General features: G+C 66.2%; 27 protein-coding genes and 1 pseudogene. 21 read left to right on the top strand and 7 right to left on the bottom strand.

Annotated elements, in window-relative coordinates:
- Positions 1-16 precede the first annotated feature (16 nt).
- Genes CG716_RS17900 through CG716_RS17890 form a run of 3 tightly spaced genes read left to right on the top strand, consistent with a single transcriptional unit; the run spans position 17 to position 1,198 of the window.
- Complete coding sequence (locus CG716_RS17900) at positions 17-412, top strand: hypothetical protein (protein ID WP_094481989.1); 396 nt, start codon at positions 17-19, stop codon at positions 410-412.
- On the top strand, positions 405-911 hold the full coding sequence (locus tag CG716_RS17895; protein ID WP_094481987.1) for a transport-regulating membrane protein Mce1N: 507 nt from the start codon (positions 405-407) through the stop codon (positions 909-911). Before CG716_RS17900 ends, CG716_RS17895 begins: the two co-directional genes overlap by 8 nt.
- On the top strand, positions 908-1,198 hold the full coding sequence (locus CG716_RS17890; protein ID WP_094481985.1) for a hypothetical protein: 291 nt from the start codon (positions 908-910) through the stop codon (positions 1,196-1,198). Before CG716_RS17895 ends, CG716_RS17890 begins: the two co-directional genes overlap by 4 nt.
- On the opposite strand, the gene CG716_RS17885 is transcribed toward CG716_RS17890, so the two are convergent.
- Entirely contained in the window at positions 1,155-2,300 is a 1,146-nt protein-coding gene (locus tag CG716_RS17885; protein WP_094481983.1) for an amidohydrolase family protein, read from the bottom strand. The two genes, CG716_RS17890 and CG716_RS17885, sit on opposite strands and share 44 nt — an antisense overlap.
- 231 nt (positions 2,301-2,531) lie before the next feature.
- Between CG716_RS17885 and CG716_RS17880 the strand changes: the two genes are divergently transcribed.
- The 5 genes from CG716_RS17880 (at position 2,532) to CG716_RS17865 (ending at position 7,052) form a co-directional block, all read left to right on the top strand.
- Positions 2,532-3,170, top strand: a complete 639-nt coding sequence (locus tag CG716_RS17880) for a GOLPH3/VPS74 family protein (RefSeq protein ID WP_165774195.1) — start codon at positions 2,532-2,534, stop codon at positions 3,168-3,170.
- Entirely contained in the window at positions 3,167-3,319 is a 153-nt protein-coding gene (locus CG716_RS30245) for a hypothetical protein (RefSeq protein ID WP_165774194.1), read from the top strand. The genes CG716_RS17880 and CG716_RS30245 overlap by 4 nt, the downstream gene beginning before the upstream one ends.
- Positions 3,320-3,395: 76 nt before the next feature.
- A complete protein-coding gene (locus CG716_RS17875; protein ID WP_094481979.1) occupies positions 3,396-5,471 on the top strand; it encodes a heavy metal translocating P-type ATPase in 2,076 nt (691 codons plus the stop codon).
- Positions 5,472-5,596: 125 nt separating this feature from the next.
- Complete coding sequence (locus CG716_RS17870; protein WP_094481977.1) at positions 5,597-6,472, top strand: oxygenase MpaB family protein; 876 nt, start codon at positions 5,597-5,599, stop codon at positions 6,470-6,472.
- The gene (locus CG716_RS17865) at positions 6,465-7,052 is read left to right on the top strand and encodes a TetR/AcrR family transcriptional regulator (RefSeq protein WP_094481975.1); all 588 of its coding nucleotides are present in this window, start codon (positions 6,465-6,467) and stop codon (positions 7,050-7,052) included. The genes CG716_RS17870 and CG716_RS17865 overlap by 8 nt, the downstream gene beginning before the upstream one ends.
- Here CG716_RS17865 and CG716_RS17860 read toward each other — a convergent pair.
- From CG716_RS17860 to CG716_RS17850, 3 genes are all read right to left on the bottom strand, one after another.
- On the bottom strand, positions 7,049-7,237 hold the full coding sequence (locus CG716_RS17860) for a hypothetical protein (RefSeq protein ID WP_094481970.1): 189 nt from the start codon (positions 7,235-7,237) through the stop codon (positions 7,049-7,051). The two genes, CG716_RS17865 and CG716_RS17860, sit on opposite strands and share 4 nt — an antisense overlap.
- 63 nt (positions 7,238-7,300) lie before the next feature.
- Positions 7,301-8,011 (bottom strand): Rieske (2Fe-2S) protein, encoded by a 711-nt coding sequence (locus tag CG716_RS17855; RefSeq protein ID WP_094481968.1) that lies wholly within the window; start codon positions 8,009-8,011, stop codon positions 7,301-7,303.
- Positions 8,008-8,553 carry an RNA polymerase sigma factor gene (locus CG716_RS17850; protein WP_094482111.1) on the bottom strand — a complete coding sequence of 182 codons (546 nt, stop codon included), beginning with the start codon at positions 8,551-8,553 and terminating at the stop codon, positions 8,008-8,010. Before CG716_RS17850 ends, CG716_RS17855 begins: the two co-directional genes overlap by 4 nt.
- Before the next feature lie 129 nt (positions 8,554-8,682).
- Between CG716_RS17850 and CG716_RS17845 the strand changes: the two genes are divergently transcribed.
- Genes CG716_RS17845 through CG716_RS17835 form a run of 3 tightly spaced genes read left to right on the top strand, consistent with a single transcriptional unit; the run spans position 8,683 to position 10,495 of the window.
- Complete coding sequence (locus tag CG716_RS17845) at positions 8,683-9,156, top strand: cupredoxin domain-containing protein (RefSeq protein ID WP_094481966.1); 474 nt, start codon at positions 8,683-8,685, stop codon at positions 9,154-9,156.
- Complete coding sequence (locus tag CG716_RS17840) at positions 9,153-10,076, top strand: metallophosphoesterase family protein (RefSeq protein ID WP_094481964.1); 924 nt, start codon at positions 9,153-9,155, stop codon at positions 10,074-10,076. Before CG716_RS17845 ends, CG716_RS17840 begins: the two co-directional genes overlap by 4 nt.
- Positions 10,073-10,495, top strand: a complete 423-nt coding sequence (locus tag CG716_RS17835) for a hypothetical protein (protein WP_207760711.1) — start codon at positions 10,073-10,075, stop codon at positions 10,493-10,495. Before CG716_RS17840 ends, CG716_RS17835 begins: the two co-directional genes overlap by 4 nt.
- Here CG716_RS17835 and CG716_RS17830 read toward each other — a convergent pair.
- A pseudogene (locus tag CG716_RS17830) lies at positions 10,420-10,799 on the bottom strand (nitroreductase family deazaflavin-dependent oxidoreductase). The gene CG716_RS17835 and the pseudogene CG716_RS17830 overlap by 76 nt on opposite strands.
- Before the next feature lie 21 nt (positions 10,800-10,820).
- Here CG716_RS17830 and CG716_RS17825 point away from each other — a divergent pair.
- The 8 genes from CG716_RS17825 (at position 10,821) to CG716_RS17790 (ending at position 18,556) form a co-directional block, all read left to right on the top strand.
- Positions 10,821-11,216 carry a nitroreductase/quinone reductase family protein gene (locus tag CG716_RS17825; RefSeq protein WP_094481962.1) on the top strand — a complete coding sequence of 132 codons (396 nt, stop codon included), beginning with the start codon at positions 10,821-10,823 and terminating at the stop codon, positions 11,214-11,216.
- Between the two features lie 159 nt (positions 11,217-11,375).
- Positions 11,376-12,692, top strand: a complete 1,317-nt coding sequence (hemL, locus tag CG716_RS17820; RefSeq protein ID WP_094481960.1) for a glutamate-1-semialdehyde 2,1-aminomutase — start codon at positions 11,376-11,378, stop codon at positions 12,690-12,692.
- Positions 12,689-13,297, top strand: coding sequence for a histidine phosphatase family protein (locus CG716_RS17815; protein WP_094481958.1), 609 nt, complete (start codon positions 12,689-12,691; stop codon positions 13,295-13,297). The genes hemL and CG716_RS17815 overlap by 4 nt, the downstream gene beginning before the upstream one ends.
- Positions 13,294-13,890, top strand: coding sequence for a TlpA disulfide reductase family protein (locus CG716_RS17810; RefSeq protein WP_094481956.1), 597 nt, complete (start codon positions 13,294-13,296; stop codon positions 13,888-13,890). Before CG716_RS17815 ends, CG716_RS17810 begins: the two co-directional genes overlap by 4 nt.
- Positions 13,887-14,666 carry a cytochrome c biogenesis CcdA family protein gene (locus CG716_RS17805; RefSeq protein ID WP_094481954.1) on the top strand — a complete coding sequence of 260 codons (780 nt, stop codon included), beginning with the start codon at positions 13,887-13,889 and terminating at the stop codon, positions 14,664-14,666. The genes CG716_RS17810 and CG716_RS17805 overlap by 4 nt, the downstream gene beginning before the upstream one ends.
- Positions 14,667-14,713: 47 nt before the next feature.
- Positions 14,714-16,279, top strand: coding sequence for a cytochrome c biogenesis protein ResB (resB, locus tag CG716_RS17800; RefSeq protein WP_094482109.1), 1,566 nt, complete (start codon positions 14,714-14,716; stop codon positions 16,277-16,279).
- Positions 16,276-17,310 carry a c-type cytochrome biogenesis protein CcsB gene (gene ccsB, locus CG716_RS17795; RefSeq protein WP_094481952.1) on the top strand — a complete coding sequence of 345 codons (1,035 nt, stop codon included), beginning with the start codon at positions 16,276-16,278 and terminating at the stop codon, positions 17,308-17,310. The genes resB and ccsB overlap by 4 nt, the downstream gene beginning before the upstream one ends.
- 76 nt (positions 17,311-17,386) lie before the next feature.
- A complete protein-coding gene (locus CG716_RS17790) occupies positions 17,387-18,556 on the top strand; it encodes a MinD/ParA family ATP-binding protein (RefSeq protein WP_420093203.1) in 1,170 nt (389 codons plus the stop codon).
- Here CG716_RS17790 and CG716_RS17785 read toward each other — a convergent pair.
- Entirely contained in the window at positions 18,553-18,714 is a 162-nt protein-coding gene (locus CG716_RS17785) for a hypothetical protein (RefSeq protein WP_094481950.1), read from the bottom strand. The two genes, CG716_RS17790 and CG716_RS17785, sit on opposite strands and share 4 nt — an antisense overlap.
- A gap of 47 nt (positions 18,715-18,761) precedes the next feature.
- On the opposite strand from CG716_RS17785, the gene CG716_RS17780 reads away from it, so the two are divergent.
- Positions 18,762-19,133, top strand: coding sequence for a DUF4229 domain-containing protein (locus tag CG716_RS17780; protein WP_094481948.1), 372 nt, complete (start codon positions 18,762-18,764; stop codon positions 19,131-19,133).
- Between the two features lie 9 nt (positions 19,134-19,142).
- Here the strand turns inward: CG716_RS17780 and CG716_RS17775 are convergent, their stop codons facing one another.
- Positions 19,143-20,012: a 1,4-dihydroxy-2-naphthoate polyprenyltransferase gene (locus tag CG716_RS17775; protein WP_094481946.1), complete on the bottom strand. Its 870-nt coding sequence runs from the start codon at positions 20,010-20,012 to the stop codon at positions 19,143-19,145.
- A 904-nt stretch (positions 20,013-20,916) separates the two neighbouring features.
- Here CG716_RS17775 and CG716_RS17770 point away from each other — a divergent pair.
- On the top strand, positions 20,917-21,807 hold the full coding sequence (locus CG716_RS17770) for a hypothetical protein (protein ID WP_133066969.1): 891 nt from the start codon (positions 20,917-20,919) through the stop codon (positions 21,805-21,807).
- The last annotated feature ends 2 nt before the right edge of the window (positions 21,808-21,809 follow it).

Raw genomic sequence — 21,809 nt, 5'->3', positions numbered from 1 at the left:
ATAGGCTGACCCGACGATGACCGCAACCGAACCTAGGCCCCGTGTCGTCTCGATTGCCATTTGGTGCTGGCTGGCGGCGGCAATCCTGCTGATCTTGGGTGGCTTGCTGCTCGTGTTTTCGCAGGACCACGTTCCGATCTTCTTCAGAGGCGCCGGCGCGCTGTGGATCGTCAGCGGTGCGCTGCTGAGCTACTTGACTGGCCGGGCCCGTGGCGGCGATTCCAGGTTCCGGCGAGCCGCGGTCGCGCTGTCGGTCGCACTCGCTGTGCTGTTGGCCTTGTTCTCGGTGATGACGAATGGTCTGGTGTGGCTGCTTGTCCTGGTCCTCGTGATCATCGCTGCGGCCTTGGTCCTGCGGCCCTCGGCGCAGCAGTGGTACACGCCGACGGACTCGCCGGAGTCCGATGCCTGACGACCAGCTGCTCGAACGGCCCGAGCGGTTGTTCTTCGAGACCGGCGCTAGCTGGTACTGGCTGCTCGCCGGGCCGGCAGCTGCGATCGCGATGCTGCTGATTCAGTTCAAGGGCGGGGTGGGCTTCCAGCCCTGGGTCCCGCTGATTTTCCTGGTCCTCGTGACGGGTTTCCTGGGTCTTCAGGTCAAAGCCGCGCGGATCCACACCAGTGTCGAGCTAACCCGCGACGCGCTGCGGGAAGGCACCGAGGTCACCCCGTTGACCCATATCGTGCGGGTGTTTCCTGAGGCGCAGCACTCTGCGAAATCCCGTGAGCTACTGGAGAAGTGGCAGACGTCGCGGGCGCTGGGCGAATTGTCCGGGGTGCCTCGCGGCCGCACCGGCATCGGCGTTGAGCTCACCGGGAAGCGCACGGCACAGGCATGGGCGCGCAATCATCGAGGCTTGCGGGCTGCACTCACCAGCCTGGTCGAGGGCGAGACGGCGAGCGCTCCGTGAGGCATGTCGTCCAGTTGTTACTGGCTGCGCTCGCGTTGGCGGGCGCGGTGATCACCGGCCTGGACTCCCGCAGCGTGGTGCCCGTGTCCCCGGTTGCCGACGGTCAGCCGTCGACCACTTCGGTGGCCTTTGACCCGCCGCTGATGTTTCTGAGCTGGGCCTTGTTAACCGCGGCCGGGGTGCTGCTGGTGTTAGGGGTAGCCGGACTGCTGCGCGGCAGGCAGGCGCGTGCCGTCGCGGCCATCAGAACACCCGCGTCTGACCCTCCAGCACTGGAACCGACGTAGGCAGCTTGTAGGTTTGCACACCGTTGCGCCACATCACCGCGTCGCGGGCGTGCTCTGGCAGGTGCTTGACCAGCCAGCGCGGGTCGTCGAACGTCCAGTGCGGGTAGTCGGAGGAGAACAGCAGGATCTTCTCGCATTCCATCCACTCGAAGGCCCGCAGCAGTTCAGTCTTGTCCTCCGGGTAATCCAGCGGCTGGGTGGTCCACTTGATGTGGTCCTTGACGTACTCGCTGGGTTTGCGCTTGATGTCCAGCCAGGACTTGCGGGCCTCGTAGATGGCGTCCATCCGCCACATCAGCGGCAGGATCCAGCTGAAGGCGTGCTCCACGAACACGATCCGCAGGGTGGGGAAGCGGTCGAAGAGCCCGTCGAAGATCATGCTCATCACCTGATTGGCGGCCAGCAGCGAGTAGCTGACCATGAAGTCGTGGTTGTAGCTCGGTAAGCCGACCGGCGGGATCGGAAGGGTCTCGTACTTGCCGCGACCCAAATGGCAGCTGACCGTGATGTCGTGTTTGGTGGCGGCCGCCCAGATCGGGTCGTACGTCGGATCACCCCACGACGGCCGGGGTTCGGCCTTGATCATGATCTGTGCCATGAAGGGGTGGCCGGCCCATTTTTCGATTTCGCGGACTGCCCCGGCGGGGTCTTCGATGGCCACCGTGATCGAGCCGCGCCAGCGCTCGTGCCAATTGTTGCGGCTGTCGAGCCAATGCTCGTCGAGCCAGTGGTTGGTGGCGATCGCCGAGGCCTGTGCGGCTTCGGGGATCCGGTGGCCTGGCGCCAGGGGTTCCAGGATGGCGATGTCGGCGCCGGCCTCCATGACCAGCTGGCGAAATGCCAGGTCGGGGTCGCTTCCAGCGAACTCGCCGTCGTCCGGGAAGGTATCGGTACGCATCGCGTAGGCGTGCGCGTAGTCGGGGGCGTCGTAGTAGATCAGCTCACCCACGGGGTGGGACAGGAAGTATTTCGTGCGCCAGGGTTCGGGGATGTAGTCGATCAATACCCCGCGCCGCGGCACCGGGTGGACGTCGGAATCCACGCATCGCACGGCGATGTGTTCGGTCGGCGCGGACCGCTGCTCCATGTGCGTCAGAGTCATCCCGGTCATCTTTTCGTCGTCGGTTCAGCCATTGTCCCACTGCACTGGCGCTGAGCCAACGACAGCGCTTTTCCGTTACTCCGTACCGATTTGGCAAATATGAGTAGTGCTCTACGCATGCCCTCAGCCGACTTATGCGACAGAGTTATCTCAACGGAGCGACAGCGGCGCTCGCTCGGTTGAGTGATGATCTCAAACCCGTTCTGCGACAACAGCGAACGAGGAGGGGATATGCAGCACATCGGCGGGCGGTCGTCGGAGTCCACGTCAGTTCCCTCGACGCTGCACGGCCAGCTGTATCTGCTCACTTTCGACCCGGAGCAGGGTCGATTCGATGTTGACGACCCCGCGTTGTTCGGTTTCGCCCTGCAAGCTGCGATGCTGGCCGACCTCTATCTGATGGGTTTCCTGGTGGAACGTGGGGGCCGCGCGGTCCCCGGCAAAGCCGCAAGTCCCGACGATCCGATCCTTCGGGCCGCGTTTGCCCAGGTAGGCGTCCATAACCGCGCGACGTGGGCGCAGCTGGTCGCCAGGAACGCTCGTGAGGCGATCTCAGCGGTTCAGGAGCAGCTGACCAGCGAAGGCTGGTTGCGGGTCGGAAGTCTCGAACCGTATGACGAATACCGCGTCCGGGAACTGATCGACGACGTCGGCGACGCGGTTCGGACGGCGATCGCCGGATATCCGGCCGAACCCTGGTTGCTGAGCTGTGGGTTGCTGGCACTGCTGGCGGGCCTGCCCGGCCTGGCCGACTTCGTGGCCGACGCCGAGGACACGCGCCGGCTGGACGAGCTGACGCGCGAAGCCATCGCGCCGGTTGCAGGGCTGGCCGAGGCGATCCGCAGTCACCGGCAGGGTGGTACGCGATGACCGGTCGCGAGCGCAGGCACTTGCAGTCGGTTCCTCCGCCGAGCAGCTCCGAGGACGATCCGGAGCCGACCGAATCGGAGGATCCGGAGCCGACCGAACCGGAGGATCCGGAGCCGCCAGACGAGGACATCCGCGTGTTGTTGTGGTGACCGCGGACACCCTGGACAACATACCCCCTAGGGGTATTATGGGGGCGTGACGACGACCGACCTTCAGTTGACCGGCATGAGCTGCGCGTCCTGCGCGGTGAAGATCGAACGCGGCCTCAACGACCTGGAGGGCGTGCATGCCACGGTGAACTTCGCTGTCGAGCGCGCGCACGTCGAACATGGGCCGCAGGTCTCGGAGCACGATCTGATCCACGCCGTCGAATCCTCGGGCTATCACGCGTCGGTGGTCGACTATTCCGGCCACGGCCACGACCACATGAACCACGACGTCCCGACCGAGCAGCTACGGCCGCGGCTCATCGGCTCCGCGGCGCTGGCCGTGCCGGTGGTGGTGCTCTCGATGGTGATGCCGTGGCAGTTCCCCGGCTGGTTGTGGCTGGTGCTCGCGCTGACCACGCCGATCGTGTTCTGGGGCGGATATCCCTTCCATAAGGCCGCGCTCAACAGTGCGAGGCACGGGTCGTCGACGATGGACACGTTGGTATCCATCGGGACCCTGGCCGCCTATCTGTGGTCGCTGTATGCGGTTGTGACCGGGGCTGCCGAGCATGGTCACGGGCATGTGTATTTCGAGGTAGCGGCGGCGGTGACGGTGTTCCTGCTGGCCGGCCGGTACGCCGAGGCCAAAGCGAAGCGTTCGGCGGGAGCCGCGCTGCGCGCCTTGCTATCGCTGGGCGCCAAGGACGCCACGGTGGTGCGCGACGACGCCGAGGTGCGAATCCCGGTGGGCGAGTTGGTGGTTGGTGACGTGATCGTGGTCCGCCCCGGCGAGCGGGTGGCCACCGACGGTGTCGTGGTCCACGGCGCGTCGGCGCTGGACACCTCAGCGATGACCGGTGAGTCAGTGCCCGTCGACGTCGGCGCCGGTGACGAGGTACTCGGCGGTGCGGTGAACACCTACGGCCGGATCCTGTTGCGCGCTAGGCGCGTTGGCGCCGACACTCAGCTGTCCCGGATGGCGCGGATGGTCGCCGATGCGCAGAGCGGCAAGGCGTCGATTCAGCGGCTGGCCGACCGGGTGTCGGGTGTGTTCGTTCCGGTGGTGCTGGCCATCGCGGTGATCACCTTGGTTGCCTGGCTGCTGGCCGGCGGGCCGGTCACGGCGGCGTTTACCGCGGCGGTGGCGGTTTTGATCATCGCCTGCCCATGTGCCCTTGGCCTCGCGACGCCGACCGCGATCCTCGTCGGCACCGGCCGTGGCGCTCAGCTCGGGGTGCTGATCAAGGAACCGCGGGTGCTCGAGACCGTCACCGGCATCGATGCCGTCGTCCTGGACAAGACCGGCACGGTGACCACCGGCACGATGGCAGTCGCCGCCGTCGAGACCGATACCGACGCCGACGTCGTGCTGGCACGCGCGGCCGCCGTCGAGTCCGCCTCCGAGCATCCGGTGGCCGCCGCGATCGTGGCCGCCGCCCGCGCGCGGGAGCTGAGTGTGCCTGCGGTCAGCGATTTCGCCAACGATCCGGGGACCGGGGTGAGCGGCGTCGTCGACGGGGTGACGGTGCGGGTGGCCCGCGCCTCCGACGACGATGGGCGCACCAGCGTCGCCGTCACCTGGGACGGTGCCCAGCGCGGCGTGATCCGGCTGGTCGACGCGGTCAAGCCGACCAGTGCTGAGGCGATCGCCGAGCTGAAGACGATGGGGATCACCCCGATCCTGCTGACGGGTGACAACCCGGCCGTCGCCGCCAGGGTGGCCGCCGAGGTCGGTATCGACGCGGAGAACGTCATCGCAGGCGTGCTGCCGTCGGAGAAGGCCGACGCCATCAAACGGTTGCAGGCCGAGGGCCGGAAGGTCGCGATGGTCGGCGACGGGGTCAACGACTCGGTAGCGCTGGCCACCGCCGACGTCGGCATGGCGATGGGCACCGGCACCGATGCCGCGATCGAGGCCGGAGACATCACGCTGGTGCGTGGTGATCTGCGCACGGTGCCGATCGCATTGCGGTTGTCGTCGCGCACGCTGCGGATCATCAAGCAGAACCTGTTCTGGGCGTTCGGCTACAACGTGGCGGCCATCCCGCTGGCAGCGCTGGGCTTGCTGAACCCGATGATCGCCGGCGCGGCGATGGCGTTCTCCTCGGTGCTGGTCGTGACCAACAGCCTCCGTCTGAAGCGCTTCTCCTGATTTCGCCCAACGACCAACCGGCAGGGAAAGTGCGAACAGATCGCGACATGTCGTCGATCTGGGCGCGGGTGACGCTCGTCACGAACCCGTTGGTACAAAGTTCATAATCTGTAACACTGTTCCACATGACGGATCTCGCCGAGCCCCAGTCCGCCGCCGACGCCCTGCCACTGGGCCCCCAATCGCTGGTCTGGCGCTACTTCGGCGACAACCGGATGTTCCTCATCGGACCGCGTCCGGCGGTGCTGCAGAACATGCTCGCCGAGCTGGGCCAGGGCGTGCTCGACCACTCGGTGTTCTTCGCCGACACCGCGGCCCGGGTCAAGCGTTCGCTCCCGCCGATCTTCATGACCGTCTACGGCAGAGACGACGACAACCCCGGCACCCGGGTCCGCGACTTCCACCACAGCATCAAGGGCGATATGCCCGGCCCACCAGGAAAGGCCGGCCGCTACCACGCGCTGGACCCAGACACGTACTTCTGGGCGCACGCGACGTTCTTCGATCAGGCGCTGTACTTCGCCGACACCTTCGTCAAGCGGCTCTCGCGCGCGGAGAAGGAACAGATGTACCTGGAGTCCAAGACCTGGTACCGGCGCTATGGGGTCAGCGATCGCCCAATGCCCGCCGACTACGCGGAGTTCGAGCGCTACTGGGACCGCATGATCAACGAGGTGTTGGTTCCCCACTCCACCGCCAAGTACGGGGTCGGCTACGTCACCAAGGGATTCCCTCGGCCCAAGGCGGTCAAGCCGTGGGTGTGGCGGCTGGTGTCGCCGGTGTTCAACCCCGTCGCGGCGTTCCTGACCACCGGCGGCATGCCGCCGCGCACCCGCGAACTGCTCGGCCTGCCGTGGAGCGAGCGCAAAGAACGCAACTACCAACGCTTCGCGGCGCTGTGGCGCTCACGCCCGGTCAACTGGCTGTGGGACCGGCTTCCGCTGAACGTCCGCTACAACCGCTATGCCACCGAGGGTTTCGCGCAGGCGGGACATGCCTGACCAGTCGGCCGAAGCGATTCTCGACGCCGCGCTCGTCGAGTTCGATCAGCATGGCATCCGCCGGGTCGCCCTCGAGGACGTCGCCCGTCGTGCCGGTTTGAGCCGCACGACGATCTATCGCCGCTTCGCGAACAAAGACGACCTGGTGTCCGCCGTGGTGGACCGGGAGAACGCCCGACTGTTCGCTGACATCGCCGAAGACCTCAAAAATTCTCGGCCGCAATCGAACTACTATGTCGAGGCGTTCACTCAAGCGATGCTGCGAGGTCGAAAACACCGAGTGCTCAACCGCATGGTGCACGACGAGCCAGCGCTGACGTTGGAATTGGCGCGCCGGCACTACGCGGGCGCAGTGCAGCGCATCGAAGCAGCGCTGCAGGTGATCTTCCCGCCCGGGTTCGCCGAGCGGATCGGGCCGCGAGCCGTCCATGAACTGGCCGACAACATCTGGCGGTATGCCATGATGATCATGTTGTTGCCGAGTCCGGAACCTATCGAAAGTGCCGACGATATACGGGCTTTCGCGACCAAGCACTTTCTGCCCAGCCTCCCCGAGGCGTTGCGGGCAGTGCCGGTCTAGTCGTTGCTGGTGCAGTCCAGATCCACGTATGCGATGGGCATTGCCTGATGCACGTCAGTGACCGTGCACTGAGACAGCCCACCGCTCGGCTGGCCGTTGATCTGCACCTGGTAGCCCTGGCCCTGCAATTGACTGATGATGTCTGGGGCCGAGCCGTTCCCAGAAGAGGACACGATGTGTGCCACGCTGACGAGTGCTGCTCCAATTATGTTGCGGTACATACCTTTAGATATGCACGGGGGTTACACTCATGCCGGTTGAGTTGGCGGCGCAAGCACTTCCACGACGCCGTTCTGCTCGCGGACCTCAAAGTGCGGCAACGGCTTCGGCGCGATCGGCAACGCGTGAGTGATCACGGCTCCGGCCGGCGAGAAGGATGTGGAGTGGCAGGGGCAGCGCAGCTGGTCGTCGCCCTGGTCGAGCCAGAGCTTGCACCCCTGGTGGGTGCACACCCCGGATACCGCGTCGATCCGGCCGTTGACGCGGCGGACGAACCCGCTGACCGAACCCAAGTCGAATGCGCGCACCGCGCCTTCGGCCAGTTCTGAACTGGCTGCCACCGTCTGCCAGGACCCGTCCACTGGCACCATCTCGGTGTCGGCGACCTGCTGCTCGTCGGTGTGTCGACGCACCACCAGTCGGTCGACGGCTACGCCTGCCACAGCGGCGGTCGCGGCTGCGGACGTGCCGACGATCACCTGCCTGCGGGTGGCCGACAACGCCGGCTTCGACGGCTGGTTACTGTCGGAGGAACCTGATTCAGAGGACATCTCGGCCGCCAACCGGGCCTTGAGCCCGTCGACGAACTCCGGCCGGGGCTCGTCGGCGTCATCGCGGGCCGCGGTCAGGTCGATGGCGGCGCGCATCTGCGCGGCCTCGAAGTCGTCCGGGTCGAAGCCCTTGGGTTGACGGCCCGCGAGAAGGTCGTCGATGTAGCGACGGAGCTCGCGGCGGGTCATGGGAGTGCCCCCTCGTTGATCTGCGCGGCCAATCGTAGCGCCCGGTGCTGTAGCACTTTCGCGTTCGCAACGCTGATCCCGAGCTTACTGGCCGCTTCCCGCACCGAACAGCCTTGCAGGAAGCGAAGTTCCAGCACGCGCCGGTAGTTGTCCGGAAGCGCCTCGAGCAGTGCCGCCACGCGCTGTGGTGCTGTGCTCGGCGCGGCCGGGACGAATGCGACTGCGGGCAGGTTCTGGTCCTCGATGGTGGTGATCTCGGTTCCCATGGTGGCCCGCCAGTGCGCCGCCAACACGGTGCGCGCGGTCGCCCGCAGGTAGGCGCGCACTTCGGCGATGCTCGCCGTCAGGCGCAGTGGCCGCATCGCCGCCAGGAAGACTTCGGAGGTGAGATCCTCTGCGTCGGAACGGTTTCCGACCCGACCGAATATCAGCCGGTACACCCACGTGACGTTGTCGTCGTAGATGGCTTCCCAATCCGGGTAGCGCGCGTCCGCGACCAGACGCAGGTCTGGTTTCGGGCGTCGATCGTCCTCCGCCGCCATCATCGGGTGCCTTCCGCTCATCAACTAGAGATAGGGGCGGGGGTTACTCCATCGGGTGTAACCGCCGCCCTACCTCTTGATGAGACGTCCGCGCCGCGGACTTGGTTCAGCCGAGGAGAGGCAGGTTTCATGCATCACACCCGTACCGCGCTGGCGTGCGTGGCGGTCGCCGCGGGCGTTGCCGCGTGCTCTGCGCCGGCGAAAACACCCCCACCAACGGTCGATTTCGGGCCCAATGGCGGCACGTCGGTTGGCATGTCCGGCATGTCCGGCATGCCTGGCATGGGGTCCCAACCGGCGTCGGGACCGTCGGTTACGACGCCGACGCCGACGGCACCGGCTCCGCCCGTTGCCGGCACCGCGGTGAACATCACCAATTTCGCGTTCACCCCGGCCACCCTCACCGTGAAGGTCGGCGACACCGTGACGTGGACCAACAAGGACGAGGAACCGCACACCGTCGTCGCCAACGACGGCTCGTTCCATTCACCGGGGCTCGACGGCAACGCCACCTACAGCTTCACCTTCGCCAACCCGGGCAGTTTCGACTACATCTGCAGCATCCACCCGTTCATGCACGGCACCGTGGTGGTGACCCGATGAGCGGCGATCCCCAGCAGATGAGCCGGCGACAGCTGATGCGGCACGGCGCGTGGTTCGGTGCAGCCGTCGGCCTGGCTGTGGTCGGCGGCGAGGTGCTCTCCCACGTCGCCGCAGCCCCCGCGGCCGCCCCCGCTCGGCCTGCCTTGCGTTTCGCGCAGATCAGTGACAGCCATATCGGGTTCAACGGCACTGCCAATCCCGACGTCGTTGGTTCCTTCGAGCGAGCCATCCATCAGATCAACAACCTGGGTTACACGCCCGATTTCGTCATCCACACCGGCGATCTCACGCATCTGGCGACGCCGGCCCAGTTCGATCAGGTCAACCAGATGATGGACGGCCTCAACACCCCGCACGTGTTCACCGTGCCCGGCGAGCACGACTCGGTCGACGACGCGGGACAGAAGTACCGCGCCGTGTTCGGTGCGGGCACCCGCGGCGACGGCTGGTACAGCTTCGACATCGCCGGGGTACACGTCATCGGATTGGTCAACACGCTGAACCTCAAGAAACTGGGCCATCTGGGCGCTGATCAGTTGGCGTTCATCGAGAAGGATGTGGCGTCGCTGTCGTCGGACACCCCGATCATCGTGTTCAGCCACATCCCGCTGTTCGCGATGTATCCCGCCTGGGGATGGGGCACCGACGACGCCACGCAGGCATTGAGCTACCTGCGCCGGTTTTCCTCGGTTACGTGTCTCAACGGGCATGTGCACCAGCTGTTTTCGAAGACCGAAGATAATGTCACGTTCTACAGCGGCACCACCACGGCCTACCCGTTGCCGCATCCCGGCGATGGGCCCGCACCCAAACCGCTCACCCTGCCGGCCGGCAAGTTGCACGACGCGCTCGGTATCCGGGAGGTCAGCTACACCCGAGGCCAGGCCATGCTGGCGCTGAAAGAGGAGACGTTGCAATGAAACGGTTCGTGAACCTCGGCATCGCGGCCGGCCTGCTGGTCGGTGCTGCCAGCCACGGCTATCTGTATCTGCATGGGTACCAATACATCCCCCATATAGGGCCTGGTTTCTTGATACTGACGAGTGTCTCGGCGGCCGTGGGGATCCTGATCGCGCTCGGCGGTCCCGGCTGGTTGCGGGCGGCGGCGCTGCTGGTCTCGCTCGGAGCACTGGGTGCCTTCGCGATGTCACGCACCGTTGGGGTGATGGGCTTTGTCGAGAGGGGGTGGGAGCCGGCGCCGCATGCGCTGATCAGCGTGCTCGCCGAAGCGGTCACAGTGGCGTTATGTGCGTGGTCGCTGCTTCAGGAACGGGTCAGCAGCACCGCGTTCTCGAACGGCAGTGCTGTGAAGATAAGGCGCCACAGGCCCGAAACATGACGGGCGGCTTCGGCTTTGGTCACCAGGCGTGGATTACTGACGGTGTGGGTCCGGCCATAGCGCTTGAGCCGGCCGCCGTCGGCGGCGGTGATGTTCTTCAGCCAGTCGCGGTTGGGCCCGTAGGTCAGCAGAATCGCCACACCCTGTCGGTGGTGAACACCGTCAAGGGGGTGCGGTAGTGCGCGCCGGAGCGGCGGCCGACGTGTTCGAGGATGCCCATGGTCGGAATGACGCCTGCCCACAGCCGCTGCACCGGGTTGGTGACGTGACGGTTGAACCGGGCCAACCATTGCGGCAGTTGCATCACCCAATCAAACTCGGACCTATGGCCTACCTCAAGCCCCCGTGGTTCACCGTCAAGGTGTTCAACAAGATCGCGATGGCCACCGGTGTCTCGGGCAGCGAGACGCTCACGGTGACGGCCCGCACCAGCGGGCAAGAACAGAACATCCCGGTGATCACTGTCGAAGTCGACGGCGCGCGGTACCTCGTGTCGACCCGGGGGGAGTCGCAGTGGGTGAAGAACGTCCGGGCCAACCCGGTGGTGACGCTCGACACCAAGGTGTGGGCGGCACGGTTCACCGCTGCCGAAGTGCCGGTCGCGGACCGACCGCCCGTGCTGGCGGCTTACCGCGTCAAGGCGGGAAAGACCGTCGACGGCTACTTTGCGAAACTGCCCGACCCCGCCGACCACCCGGTTTTCCGCCTCGAACCGGTGTGAGCTGGGCGCCTGGACCGCGAGATCGGAACCACGCAGAGGCGCATTTACACCTTCTCTGGTGAGTTCGATCTCGGGGGGCGCCGCTCGCTCAAGCGGGGAGAAGCCCGACTCCTACACCCTGTAGTTGAGTATCCCCGGATGCCTGGGACACTGGTGGCCATGAGCAGTACGGATCAGGCCGCCTCGACCGCGGTATCGGCCAAGCTGTTCGCCGACGCTTGCGCGGTCATCCCCGGTGGAGTGAACTCCCCGGTCCGCGCCTTCAACTCCGTCGGCGGCACGCCCCGCTACATCACCTCCGCCAACGGCTACTGGCTTACCGACGCCGACGGCAACCGCTTTATCGACCTGGTGTGCTCGTGGGGCCCGATGATCCTGGGCCACGCTCACCCCGCCGTCGTCGAGGCGGTGCAGCGCGCCGCGGCCGACGGCCTGTCGTTCGGCGCGCCCACCCCCGGCGAGACCGAGCTGGCCGCCGAGATCATCGCCCGGGTGAAGCCGGTCGAACGGGTGCGACTGGTCAACTCCGGCACCGAGGCCACCATGAGCGCGGTGCGCCTGGCCCGCGGTTTCACCGGCCGTCCCAAGGTCGTCAAATTCTCCGGCTGCTACCACGGCCACGTCGACGCCCTGCTGGCCGACGCCGGCTCCGGTGTCGCGACTCTCGGCCTGCCGTCCTCGCCGGGAGTCACCGGAGCCAGCGCCGCCGACACGATCGTGTTGCCCTACAACGACATCGCCGCGGTCGAGGAATCGTTCGGCAAATTCGGTGACACCATCGCCGCGGTGATCACCGAGGCTTGCCCTGGCAACATGGGCGCGGTCCCGCCGCTGCCAGGCTACAACGCCGCGCTGCGCCGCATCACCGCCGAACACGGTGCTCTGCTGATCGTCGACGAGGTGATGACCGGCTTCCGGATGAGCCGAAGCGGTTGGTACGGACTTGATCCCGTCGACGCCGACCTGTTCACCTTCGGCAAAGTGATGAGCGGTGGGCTGCCTGCCGCGGCATTTGGCGGCCGCACCGACGTGATGGAGCGGCTGGCCCCGCTTGGCCCGGTCTATCAAGCCGGCACGCTGTCCGGCAATCCGGTGGCAGTGGCCGCCGGCCTGGCCACCCTGCGCAACGCCGACGACGCGGTGTACGCCGCACTGGACGCCAACGCCGACCGGCTGGCCGGCCTGCTCGCCGACGCTCTGACCGAAGCCGGTGTGGCCCATCAGGTTCCGCGTGCCGGCAACTTCCTGTCGGTGTTCTTCAGCGAAAGTCCGGTCACCAACTTCGCCGAGGCCAAGGCCAGCGAGACCTGGCGGTTTCCGGCGTTCTTCCACGCCCTGCTCGACGCCGGCGTCTACGCCCCGCCGAGCGCCTTCGAGACGTGGTTCGTATCGAGTGCACTCGATGACGCCGCCTTCGACCGGATAGCCGAGGCCCTGCCGGCTGCGGCCCGCGCGGCCGCCGAGGCCAAGAAATGACCGATCGCACGACCGTTCACGTCATGCGCCACGGCGAGGTGCACAACCCGGACGGCATCCTTTACGGGCGCCTGCCCGATTTCCACCTTTCAGATCGAGGCCGTGCGCAGGCCGAAAGGGTGGCCAGCTGGCTGGCCGCGCGCGACATCGTCTACGTCGTGGCCTCCCCACTGGAGCGTGCCCAGGAGACCTCCGCACCCATCGCCGCCCACCACGGCTTGGCCGTCGACACCGACGACGAGCTCATCGAGTCGGAGAACGTCTTTCAGGGGGAGAAGGTCTCCCCGGGCGACGGCGCACTGCGTGACCCGCGCAACTGGTGGCACCTGCGTAACCCGCGCTTGCCGTCGTGGGGTGAGCCGTACACCGAGATCGCCGCGCGGATGAGGCGCGCCGTCGAGCGGGCGCGGATCAAAGCGGCTGGCCACGAGGCGGTCTGCGTCAGCCATCAGCTCCCCGTCGAGACGCTGCGCCGGTCGATGACCGGCGCGAAGCTGCACCATTTCCCGACCCGGCGGCTGTGCAACCTGGCGTCGGTGACCTCGTTCTACTTCGACGGTGACGACTACGCCGGCTGGGGATACACGGAGCTAGCCGGGAAGTGAAGCGGCTGTTGGTCCTCGTGGTGGCGGCGACGGTGTTGGCCGGCTGCTCCACCGGTGACGACGCCGTCGCCCAGGGTGGCACTTTCGAGTTCGTCGCCCCAGGCGGTAAGACCGACATCTTCTACGACCCGGCGGCCAGCCGCGGTACCCCGGGCCCGCTGTCCGGACCTGAGTTGATGGACCTGTCGAAGACGGTGTCGCTGAAGGACTTCGACTCCCAAGTCGTCGTCATCAACGTTTGGGGCCAGTGGTGCGGGCCCTGCCGTTCCGAGGTCACCCAGCTGCAGAAGGTCTACGACCAGACCCGCGACCTGGGTGTCGCGTTCCTCGGAATCGATGTGCGGGACAACGACATCAGCGCCCCTCAGGATTTCGTCACCGACCGCAAAGTCACCTTCCCGTCGATCTACGACCCGGCGATGCGCACCATGATCGCCTTCGGGGGCAAGTACCCCGCCACGGTGATCCCGTCGACTGTGGTGCTCGACCGCCAACACCGGGTCGCCGCGGTGTTCCTGCGCGAGCTGCTGGCCGAGGATCTGTTGCCGGTCGTCCAACGCCTCGCCGCCGAACCGAAACCGGCTGCACCGTGACCGGTTTCGCACAGACCGCCGCCGCGGGCCCGCTGCTGCTGGCCCTCGGAGTCTGCGTGCTGGCCGGACTGGTGTCGTTCGCCTCGCCGTGCGTCGTGCCCCTGGTGCCCGGCTACCTGTCCTATCTGGCGGCCGTCGTCGGCGTGGATGACCTCGACGCGCGCACCGGCCGGGTGGCCATCAGGGCGCAGCGCTGGCGGGTGGCCGGTTCAGCGCTGCTCTTCGTGGCCGGATTCACCGCGGTGTTCGTGCTCGGCACGGTAGCGGTGCTGGGCATGACGACCGCGCTGATCACCAATCAGCTTGTGCTGCAACGGGTCGGCGGGGTTCTGACCATCGTCATGGGCCTGGCGTTCATCGGCTTCATCCCGGCGCTGCAACGCCAGGCACGGTTCACGCCGACCCGGCTCGCGGGCGTGGCAGGTGCACCGCTGCTCGGCGCGGTGTTCGGGCTGGGCTGGACACCCTGTCTCGGCCCGACATTGACCGGGGTGATCACCGTCGCCTCAGCCACCGACGGCGCCAGCGTCGTCCGCGGCGTGGCCTTGGTGATCGCGTACTGCCTGGGACTGGGCATCCCGTTCGTGCTGCTGGCGCTCGGATCAGGCTGGGCGGTCAACGGATTCGGTTGGCTGCGTCGCCACACCAGGACCATCCAGATCATCGGCGGCGTGCTGTTGATCGCCGTCGGGCTGGCACTGGTCACCGGAATCTGGAACGACTTCATCTCCTGGGTGCGCGACGCGTTCGTCTCTGACGTCAGGCTGCCGATTTGAAATCCGTCGTCGTGTTGATCCGCAACCTCTGGCGCGCGCTGACCTCCATGGGCACCGCGCTGGCGCTGCTCTTCCTGCTCGCGCTGGCCGCGGTGCCGGGAGCGCTTCTGCCGCAGCACAGCCTCAATGCGTCCAAGGTCGAGCAGTACATCGCCGACCACAACATCATCGGTCCGTGGCTGGACCGCCTGCAATTCTTCGACGTGTTCTCCAGCTTCTGGTTCACGGCGATCTATGCCCTGCTGTTCATCTCGCTGGTGGGCTGTCTGACTCCGCGCATGGTCGAGCACGTCAAGAGCCTGCGAGCGGTGCCGGTGCCGGCCCCGCGCAACCTGTCCAGGTTGCCCAAGTACGCCGCCGCCGAGGTCTCGGGCACGCCGGAACACACGGCGGCTGCGATCTCCGCGCGGCTGCGGGGCTGGCGGCGCGTCACCCGCGAAACGGATGAGGGCATCGAGGTCGCCGCCGAAAAGGGCTACCTGCGCGAGTTCGGCAACATCGTCTTCCACTTCTCCCTGCTCGGTCTGTTGGTGGCGATCGCGGTCGGCAAGCTGTTCGGCTACGAAGGCAACGTCATCGTCGTCGCCAACGGCGGCCCCGGCTTTTGCTCGGCTTCACCGGCCGTTTTCGACTCCTTCCGGGCCGGCAACAGCGTCGACGGCACCTCGCTGTATCCGATGTGCCTGCGGGTCAACGACTTCCAGGCCCACTATTTGCCCAGCGGGCAGGCTCTGTCGTTCGCATCGAACATCGAGTACCAGGCCGGGTCCGATCTGGCCGACGGCACCTGGCGGCCGTACCGCCTCGAGGTAAACCATCCGCTGCGCATCGGCGGCGACCGGGTGTACATGCAGGGCCACGGCTACGCCCCGACGTTCACCGTCACCTTCCCGAACGGACAACAGCGCACGCAGACCCTGCAGTGGCGACCCGACGACCCGATCACGTTGCTGTCCTCGGGCGTGATCCGGGTCGACCCGCCTGGCGGCATGTACCCCGATCCCTCCGAGCGGCGCAAGAATCAGCTGGCGATCATGGGCTTGTTCGCACCCACCGCCGAGCTTGACGGCACCCTGCTGTCGTCGAGCTTTCCGGCGGCCAATGATCCCGCGGTGGCCATCGACATCTATCGCGGTGACACCGGGCTGGATACCGGCCGTCCCCAGTCGCTGTTCACCCTGGACCCGCGGCTCATCGAGCAGAAGCGGCTCACCAAGGTCAAGCGCACCAACCTCAAGCAGGGCGAAGAGGTGCGACTGGACGACGGCACCGTGGTGCGGTTCGACGGCGCGACCCCATTCGTCAACCTGCAGGTCTCCCACGATCCCGGCCAGGTGTGGGTGCTGGTGTTCGCGATGTCGATGATGGGCGGGTTATTGGTCTCACTGATCGTGCGCCGGCGCCGGGTGTGGGCCAAGATTTCCGGCGGGCAGGAGCGAAGCGACTCGGGGATAGGTGGAGCACCAACTGGCGTTCCCGGTACGGTAAATGTCGAGCTGGGCGGTCTGGCCCGCACCGACAACTCCGGGTGGGGCAGCGAGTTCGAGAAGCTCACTGAGCGGATGTTGGCGGACCTGCCGGAGCCGTCGAAAGAGAAGGCGGATCGCGCATGAATACCGAGCACATCGACATCGGTCTGGCCCGCTACTCGGACTGGGCCTTCACGTCGTCGATCGTCATTCTCGTCGGTGCGTTGCTGCTGCTGGCCGTCGAGCTCGCCTACAGCCGCGGCCGCAAGGTCGAGGCCCGCGAACTGGTCAGCACCGGAGCCGCCGGGCCGGCGATATTAGGCACCGGAGCCGCCGGGCCGGCGACATTAGACAGAGGCGTCACCGCCGACAGTGACCGCCCCGGTGTCGTCGTCGAAACGCCCCGACGGTCCGCCGACGAACGCATCGGCAAGGCCGGCCTGTCGCTGGTCTACGTCGGCATCGCGGCGTTGTTCGCCTGCATCGTGTTGCGCGGGCTGGCCACCTCCCGGGTGCCGTGGGGCAACATGTACGAGTTCATCAACCTCACCAGCTTCTGCGGTTTGATTGCGGCCGCGGTCGTGCTGCGCAAGCCGCAGTACCGCGCGCTGTGGGCGTTCGTGCTGCTGCCGGTGCTGATCCTGCTGGCTGTTTCCGGTAAGTGGCTGTACTCCAATGCTGCCCCCGTGATGCCTGCGTTGCAGTCTTACTGGCTGCCGATCCACGTGTCGGTGGTCAGCCTCGGCTCGGGTGTGTTCCTGGTGGCGGGCGTGGCCAGCATCCTGTTCCTGCTGAAGATGTCGCCCTTGGCTGCTGCTGGGCGGGAGGGCGCGCTCGCGCGCATCGTGCAGCGCTTGCCCGATGCGCAAACCCTCGACCGGATCGCTTACCGCACCACCATTTTCGCGTTCCCGATCTTCGGCTTCGGTGTGATCTTCGGCGCAATCTGGGCCGAGGAGGCGTGGGGCCGCTACTGGGGCTGGGACCCCAAGGAGACTGTCGCGTTCATTGCGTGGGTGGTCTACGCCGCGTATCTCCACGCCCGTTCGACGGCTGGTTGGCGAGACAAAAAGGCGGCCTGGATCAACGTCGTCGGCTTCGTCGCGATGGTTTTCAACCTTTTTTTCATCAACCTGGTCGTGACCGGGCTGCATTCCTACGCCGGCGTGGGCTGATCTGACATTGCGCTAGGGTCGGAAGGGCACCACGAAATCCACTCGACCCGAAACAAGATGTCAGGGGGAAGTGTCCGTGTCTAATCCTGTGCCCCGTCAGGGCCACGAATTGACTGATGTGACAACGGTGTTCCGCGCAGAGCAGCGGTTCGCCGATCCTGCTACTGCGACGCCGCAGCCCGAACCTGACTGGCTGGCTCCAACGCCACCCATCGGCATCCCGATGGATCCGCTGCCACCGGCGGCTCCGCTGTTCAACCAATATGTCGTCGAACAACCGACGTACCGGCCGGCGGTTCCGTCGACGCCGTATCCGGACCTGTCGACCAGTGCGCTGCTGCGTCAGGTCAAGCGACCGCCGTCGGATGGCTGGCGCAAATGGCTGTATGTGCTGTCGGGCAAGCTGATCAACGTCGGTGAGGGCCCGCACGCCGCGCGTCGGAACAGCCTGATCGCACAAGTGAACCGGCCGCTGGCCGGGTGCTACAAAGTTGCCGTGCTGTCGCTGAAAGGCGGTGTCGGCAAGACGACGATCACCGCCGCTCTGGGCGGCACGTTCGCCTCGATCCGCGGCGACCGGGTGGTGGCCGTCGACGCCAACCCCGACCACGGCACCCTGAGTCAGAAAGTGCCGTTGGAGACTCCGGCCACCGTCCGTCACCTGTTGCGTGACGCCGACGGCATCGAGCGTTACAGCGACGTCCGTGGCTACACCTCACAGGGCCCGAGCCGGCTGGAGGTGCTGGCCTCCGATAACGATCCCACGGTGTCCGAAGCGTTCGGCTCCGAGGACTTCGACCGGACGCTGACGCTGCTCGAGCGCTTCTACAGCTTGGTGCTGACCGATTGCGGCCCAGGGCTTTTGCATTCGGCGATGAAATCAGTGCTGAAGCAGGCCGACACCCTGATCGTGGTGAGTTCGGGTTCGGTCGACGGAGCTCGCAGTGCATCGGCGACGTTGGATTGGCTCGACGCTCACGGCCATGAGGATCTGGTGCGGCGATCGGTGTGCGTGGTCAACGGGGTACGGCCCCGCAACGGCAAGGTCGACATGCAGAAGGTGGTCGATCATTTCTCCCGGCGCTGCCGGGCGGTGTGCGTCGTCCCGTTCGACCCGCATCTGGAGGACGGCGCCGAGATCGAACTCGACCGGTTGAAGCCCAACACTCGGGAGGCTCTGATCCAATTGGCCGCGTTGGTGGCCGACGGGTTCCCCGCCGGCGACGCCATCGAGCGGTTCAGCTAGCGCGGGTTATTGTCGCCGTGGCTGAGGCGCCACAGGAAGTCCGGATCGTCGTCGGGGCCGACGACCCTGGTCTTCGTCCGATTCGACTGGGCGCGAACCGCACGCCAACCGACGTACACGGCCGCGGCGATGATCAGGACCAAGAGCAGGTACAGCACGAAAACCTCCTTTGTCTGAATATACGCGCGTCGGTAGGCTCGGCGCCGTGTCGGACAATTCGGACAACCAAACCCCTGGCGCGGGTGGCCGCTTGGTGCGCGACGTCGTCGTTTACACGTTCGCGCGGATAGCGTTGGTGGCCGCTTTGACCGCGGTGATCTACTACGTCGCCAAGCTGATCGGCATCAGCGAATTCCCCTTGATCGTGGCGTTGTTGTTCGCGATCGTGATCGCGCTGCCGCTGGGCATCTGGGCTCTGGCCCCGCTGCGCAAACGTGCGACCGCAAGCATCGCCGCGGTCGACGAGCGTCGACGCCGCGACCGCGAGCAACTGCAGGCCCGGTTGCGTGGATCGGCGGGCAGAAGCGAAGCGACCGGGGAATCGCCCAAGAAACCGAACCAGAAGCCGAAGGCCTGACCGAGCCGACTACCCGAGCCCCAGCGCCAGCGCCACCGCGATAGCCCAGATCAGCATGGTCAGGCCGGTGTCGCGCAGTACCGGGATCAGCTCACGGCCGCCGAGGCCGCGGCGCACCGGACCGGCGGCCCGCAGGGCCAGCGGCGCGGCGACCAGTCCGGCCGCGCACCACGGCGTGGCGAGCATCAGGGCCACGGTCAGCACACCGGCCAACGCCAGCAGTGATTGATAGAACACTCGGGTGCGGCCGTCGCCCAGGCGCACGGCCAGGGTCAGCTTGCCCGCCACTCGGTCGGTCGGGATGTCGCGCAGGTTGTTGGCCACCAGCACCGCCGACGACAGCGCACCCGTCGCGACGGCCAGGGCCAGGCCGACCCAGTCCACCCGCAGGGCCTGGGTGTACTGCGTGCCCAGTACGGCGACGAGCCCGAAGAACACGAACACCGCGACCTCGCCGAAGCCGGCGTAGCCGTAGGGCCGCGAACCGCCGGTGTACAGCCACGCCCCGGCGATGCAGACGACACCGACTGCGATCAGCCACGGCGCGCTGACGATGGCCAGGGCCAGGCCGGCGACGGCGCCCACCGCGAGGCTGACGATCGCCGCGGCGAGCACGGCCCGTGGTGTGGCCAGCTTGGAGCCGACCAGACGCAGCGGCCCGGCGCGTTCGTCGTCGGTGCCGCGGATGCCGTCGGAGTAGTCGTTGGCGAAGTTGACGCCGACGATCAGTGCGAGCGAGACGGCAAGGGCCAGCAGCGCCTTCCACCACACCGCGCCGTGCAACCACGCCGCCGCGCCGGTGCCCGCGATCACCGGCGCGACCGCGTTGGGCAGAGTTCTGGGCCGTGCTCCTTCGACCCATTGCGCAATGCTCGCCATGCCCGCAATCGTCGCACGCACCGTCAGAGGTGTTTCCGGGGTGCATCGCACCGAACGAGCGGAAATTTGCTGAATCTGGCCTGCGCCGCCCCACTGGGTGTAGCTGCCAGGCTGAACGAATGCTGTGTGATGGGGTAGCCATACGCGGCGTCTGTCCCGATCTGTGCTGCGCAGAGCGCTGCAAAAAATGCGCCGCTGGTAGCGGGATGCTTTGCTGGCGGATCGCGGTACGTGATAGCCACGACCAATGAGTGGAAACTGCCGGATCCATACGATGGGATGTCAGTCGTTTCCGAGTGCAGCAAACCAACCATCTCGGCATTACAGCTGTTGACAGGTTTTAAAAGTTGTTCAGTTAACGAATTCTCGGCCGATAACAGGTTTCAGTCTCGGGGCAATTAGTTGCGGCCCTAAAATAAATTCAACATGTTAACGCGTTTGCTGGCATGATAAATAAGTTCGCCCACCAGCGATTCTTTTCGTCATGTCGATTGCGCGAAGTCGACACCACACTGACGGACACGTAACTACTTCGCCGAATGCTTCCGATTCTCAGCTAATGCTCAGTTAGGTTTGCCGCGTCCAAGTGAGCGCCCTGACGGGAGTAAAGATGCACATAGCTGTGAGGTCCACCGTTGCGACAGGGGTAGCGATGGTCGGAGCCACCGCCGTCGCGTTATCCCCGATTCAGCCAGTCGGCTCGGTCGCGTTGCCATTGTCGGGAGTCTTGTCGGGAGTCTTGTCGGGAGTCAATGTCCCAGCTGCTATTTCGAACGTTGCCGTCGAACTCGCGGCGCAGACCAACCCCTTCGACGCCTGGGTGAATGTCTTGACCCAGACCGTGACCAATGCGGGAGTGCTCGGTACGGCGTGGCTCGCCGACCCGTTGCCTATCGCCCGGCAGGTGGCGCAGAACTGGATCGGTTACGGCGGTATCGTCTCGACCGCGCTCGGCGACGCGGCCGCGGGGTTGAACACCTACCTGACCACTTCGCTGCCCCAATATCTCCAAACGGTGTTTCAACAGCTCGCAGCCGGTGAACCGGCGGCGGCAGCCTCGACGATCAACGAAGCGATAGGCTCGGCGATCTTGAACGTTGGCGTGCCGTTCTTTCCAGTGACGAACATCCCCAGTGCGATAACCGACAATTTGACTGCGGCAGTCAAGTCGCTGACTAGTATCGGCACGCTGTTCGGCCTTCTGATAGCTGGCATCAGCCCCGCGACCGGGGTGATCCAGGCGGCCGGCGACAGTGCGCAGGTAATCGTCGATTCGCTCGGAGCCGGACACTACGGCGCTGCCGTTCAGGCCTTGATCAACATCCCGCCAACGTTGGTGGGGGCCTTCATCAATGGCTACACGCCGGCAGGTAGCTCGCAGATGCCCGGACTTCTGTCTCCGCCGGATGAAAACGGCTATAACGCCGGGCTGGTTTACACGCTGCTGGTGACCATTCCAAAGGCGATTGCCACCGCGATTACTCCGGCGTCGGCGTCGGCGTCCGCGTCTGCGGCGGCGCGGCTCGCCGAGCCTGCCACCAGCGTCGAGGCGACACCGGCGACCGAGTCGACCAGTTCCACTGATTCGACCGCCTCTACTGACGCGACCGAGGCTGGTTCCGGATCGTCGACGACCACCGGCGTCGGCGGCTCGCGGGTAACCGGGAAGAAGGACGCCAAAGCCCAAAATGACGCCGGTGCCAAGAAGTCGACGGGTGCCAAGTCGTCGACCGACGCGAAGAGCGCCCGGCCGCACGCAGGCTCTGGTCGCCACGGTGGGAGCGCTGCGGGGTAGAT

Origin of the sequence: Mycolicibacterium sphagni, from assembly GCF_002250655.1 — a bacterium.
GTDB classification, from domain to species: Bacteria; Actinomycetota; Actinomycetes; order Mycobacteriales; family Mycobacteriaceae; genus Mycobacterium; species Mycobacterium sphagni.
This window is presented reverse-complemented; position numbering and strand designations above follow the sequence as displayed.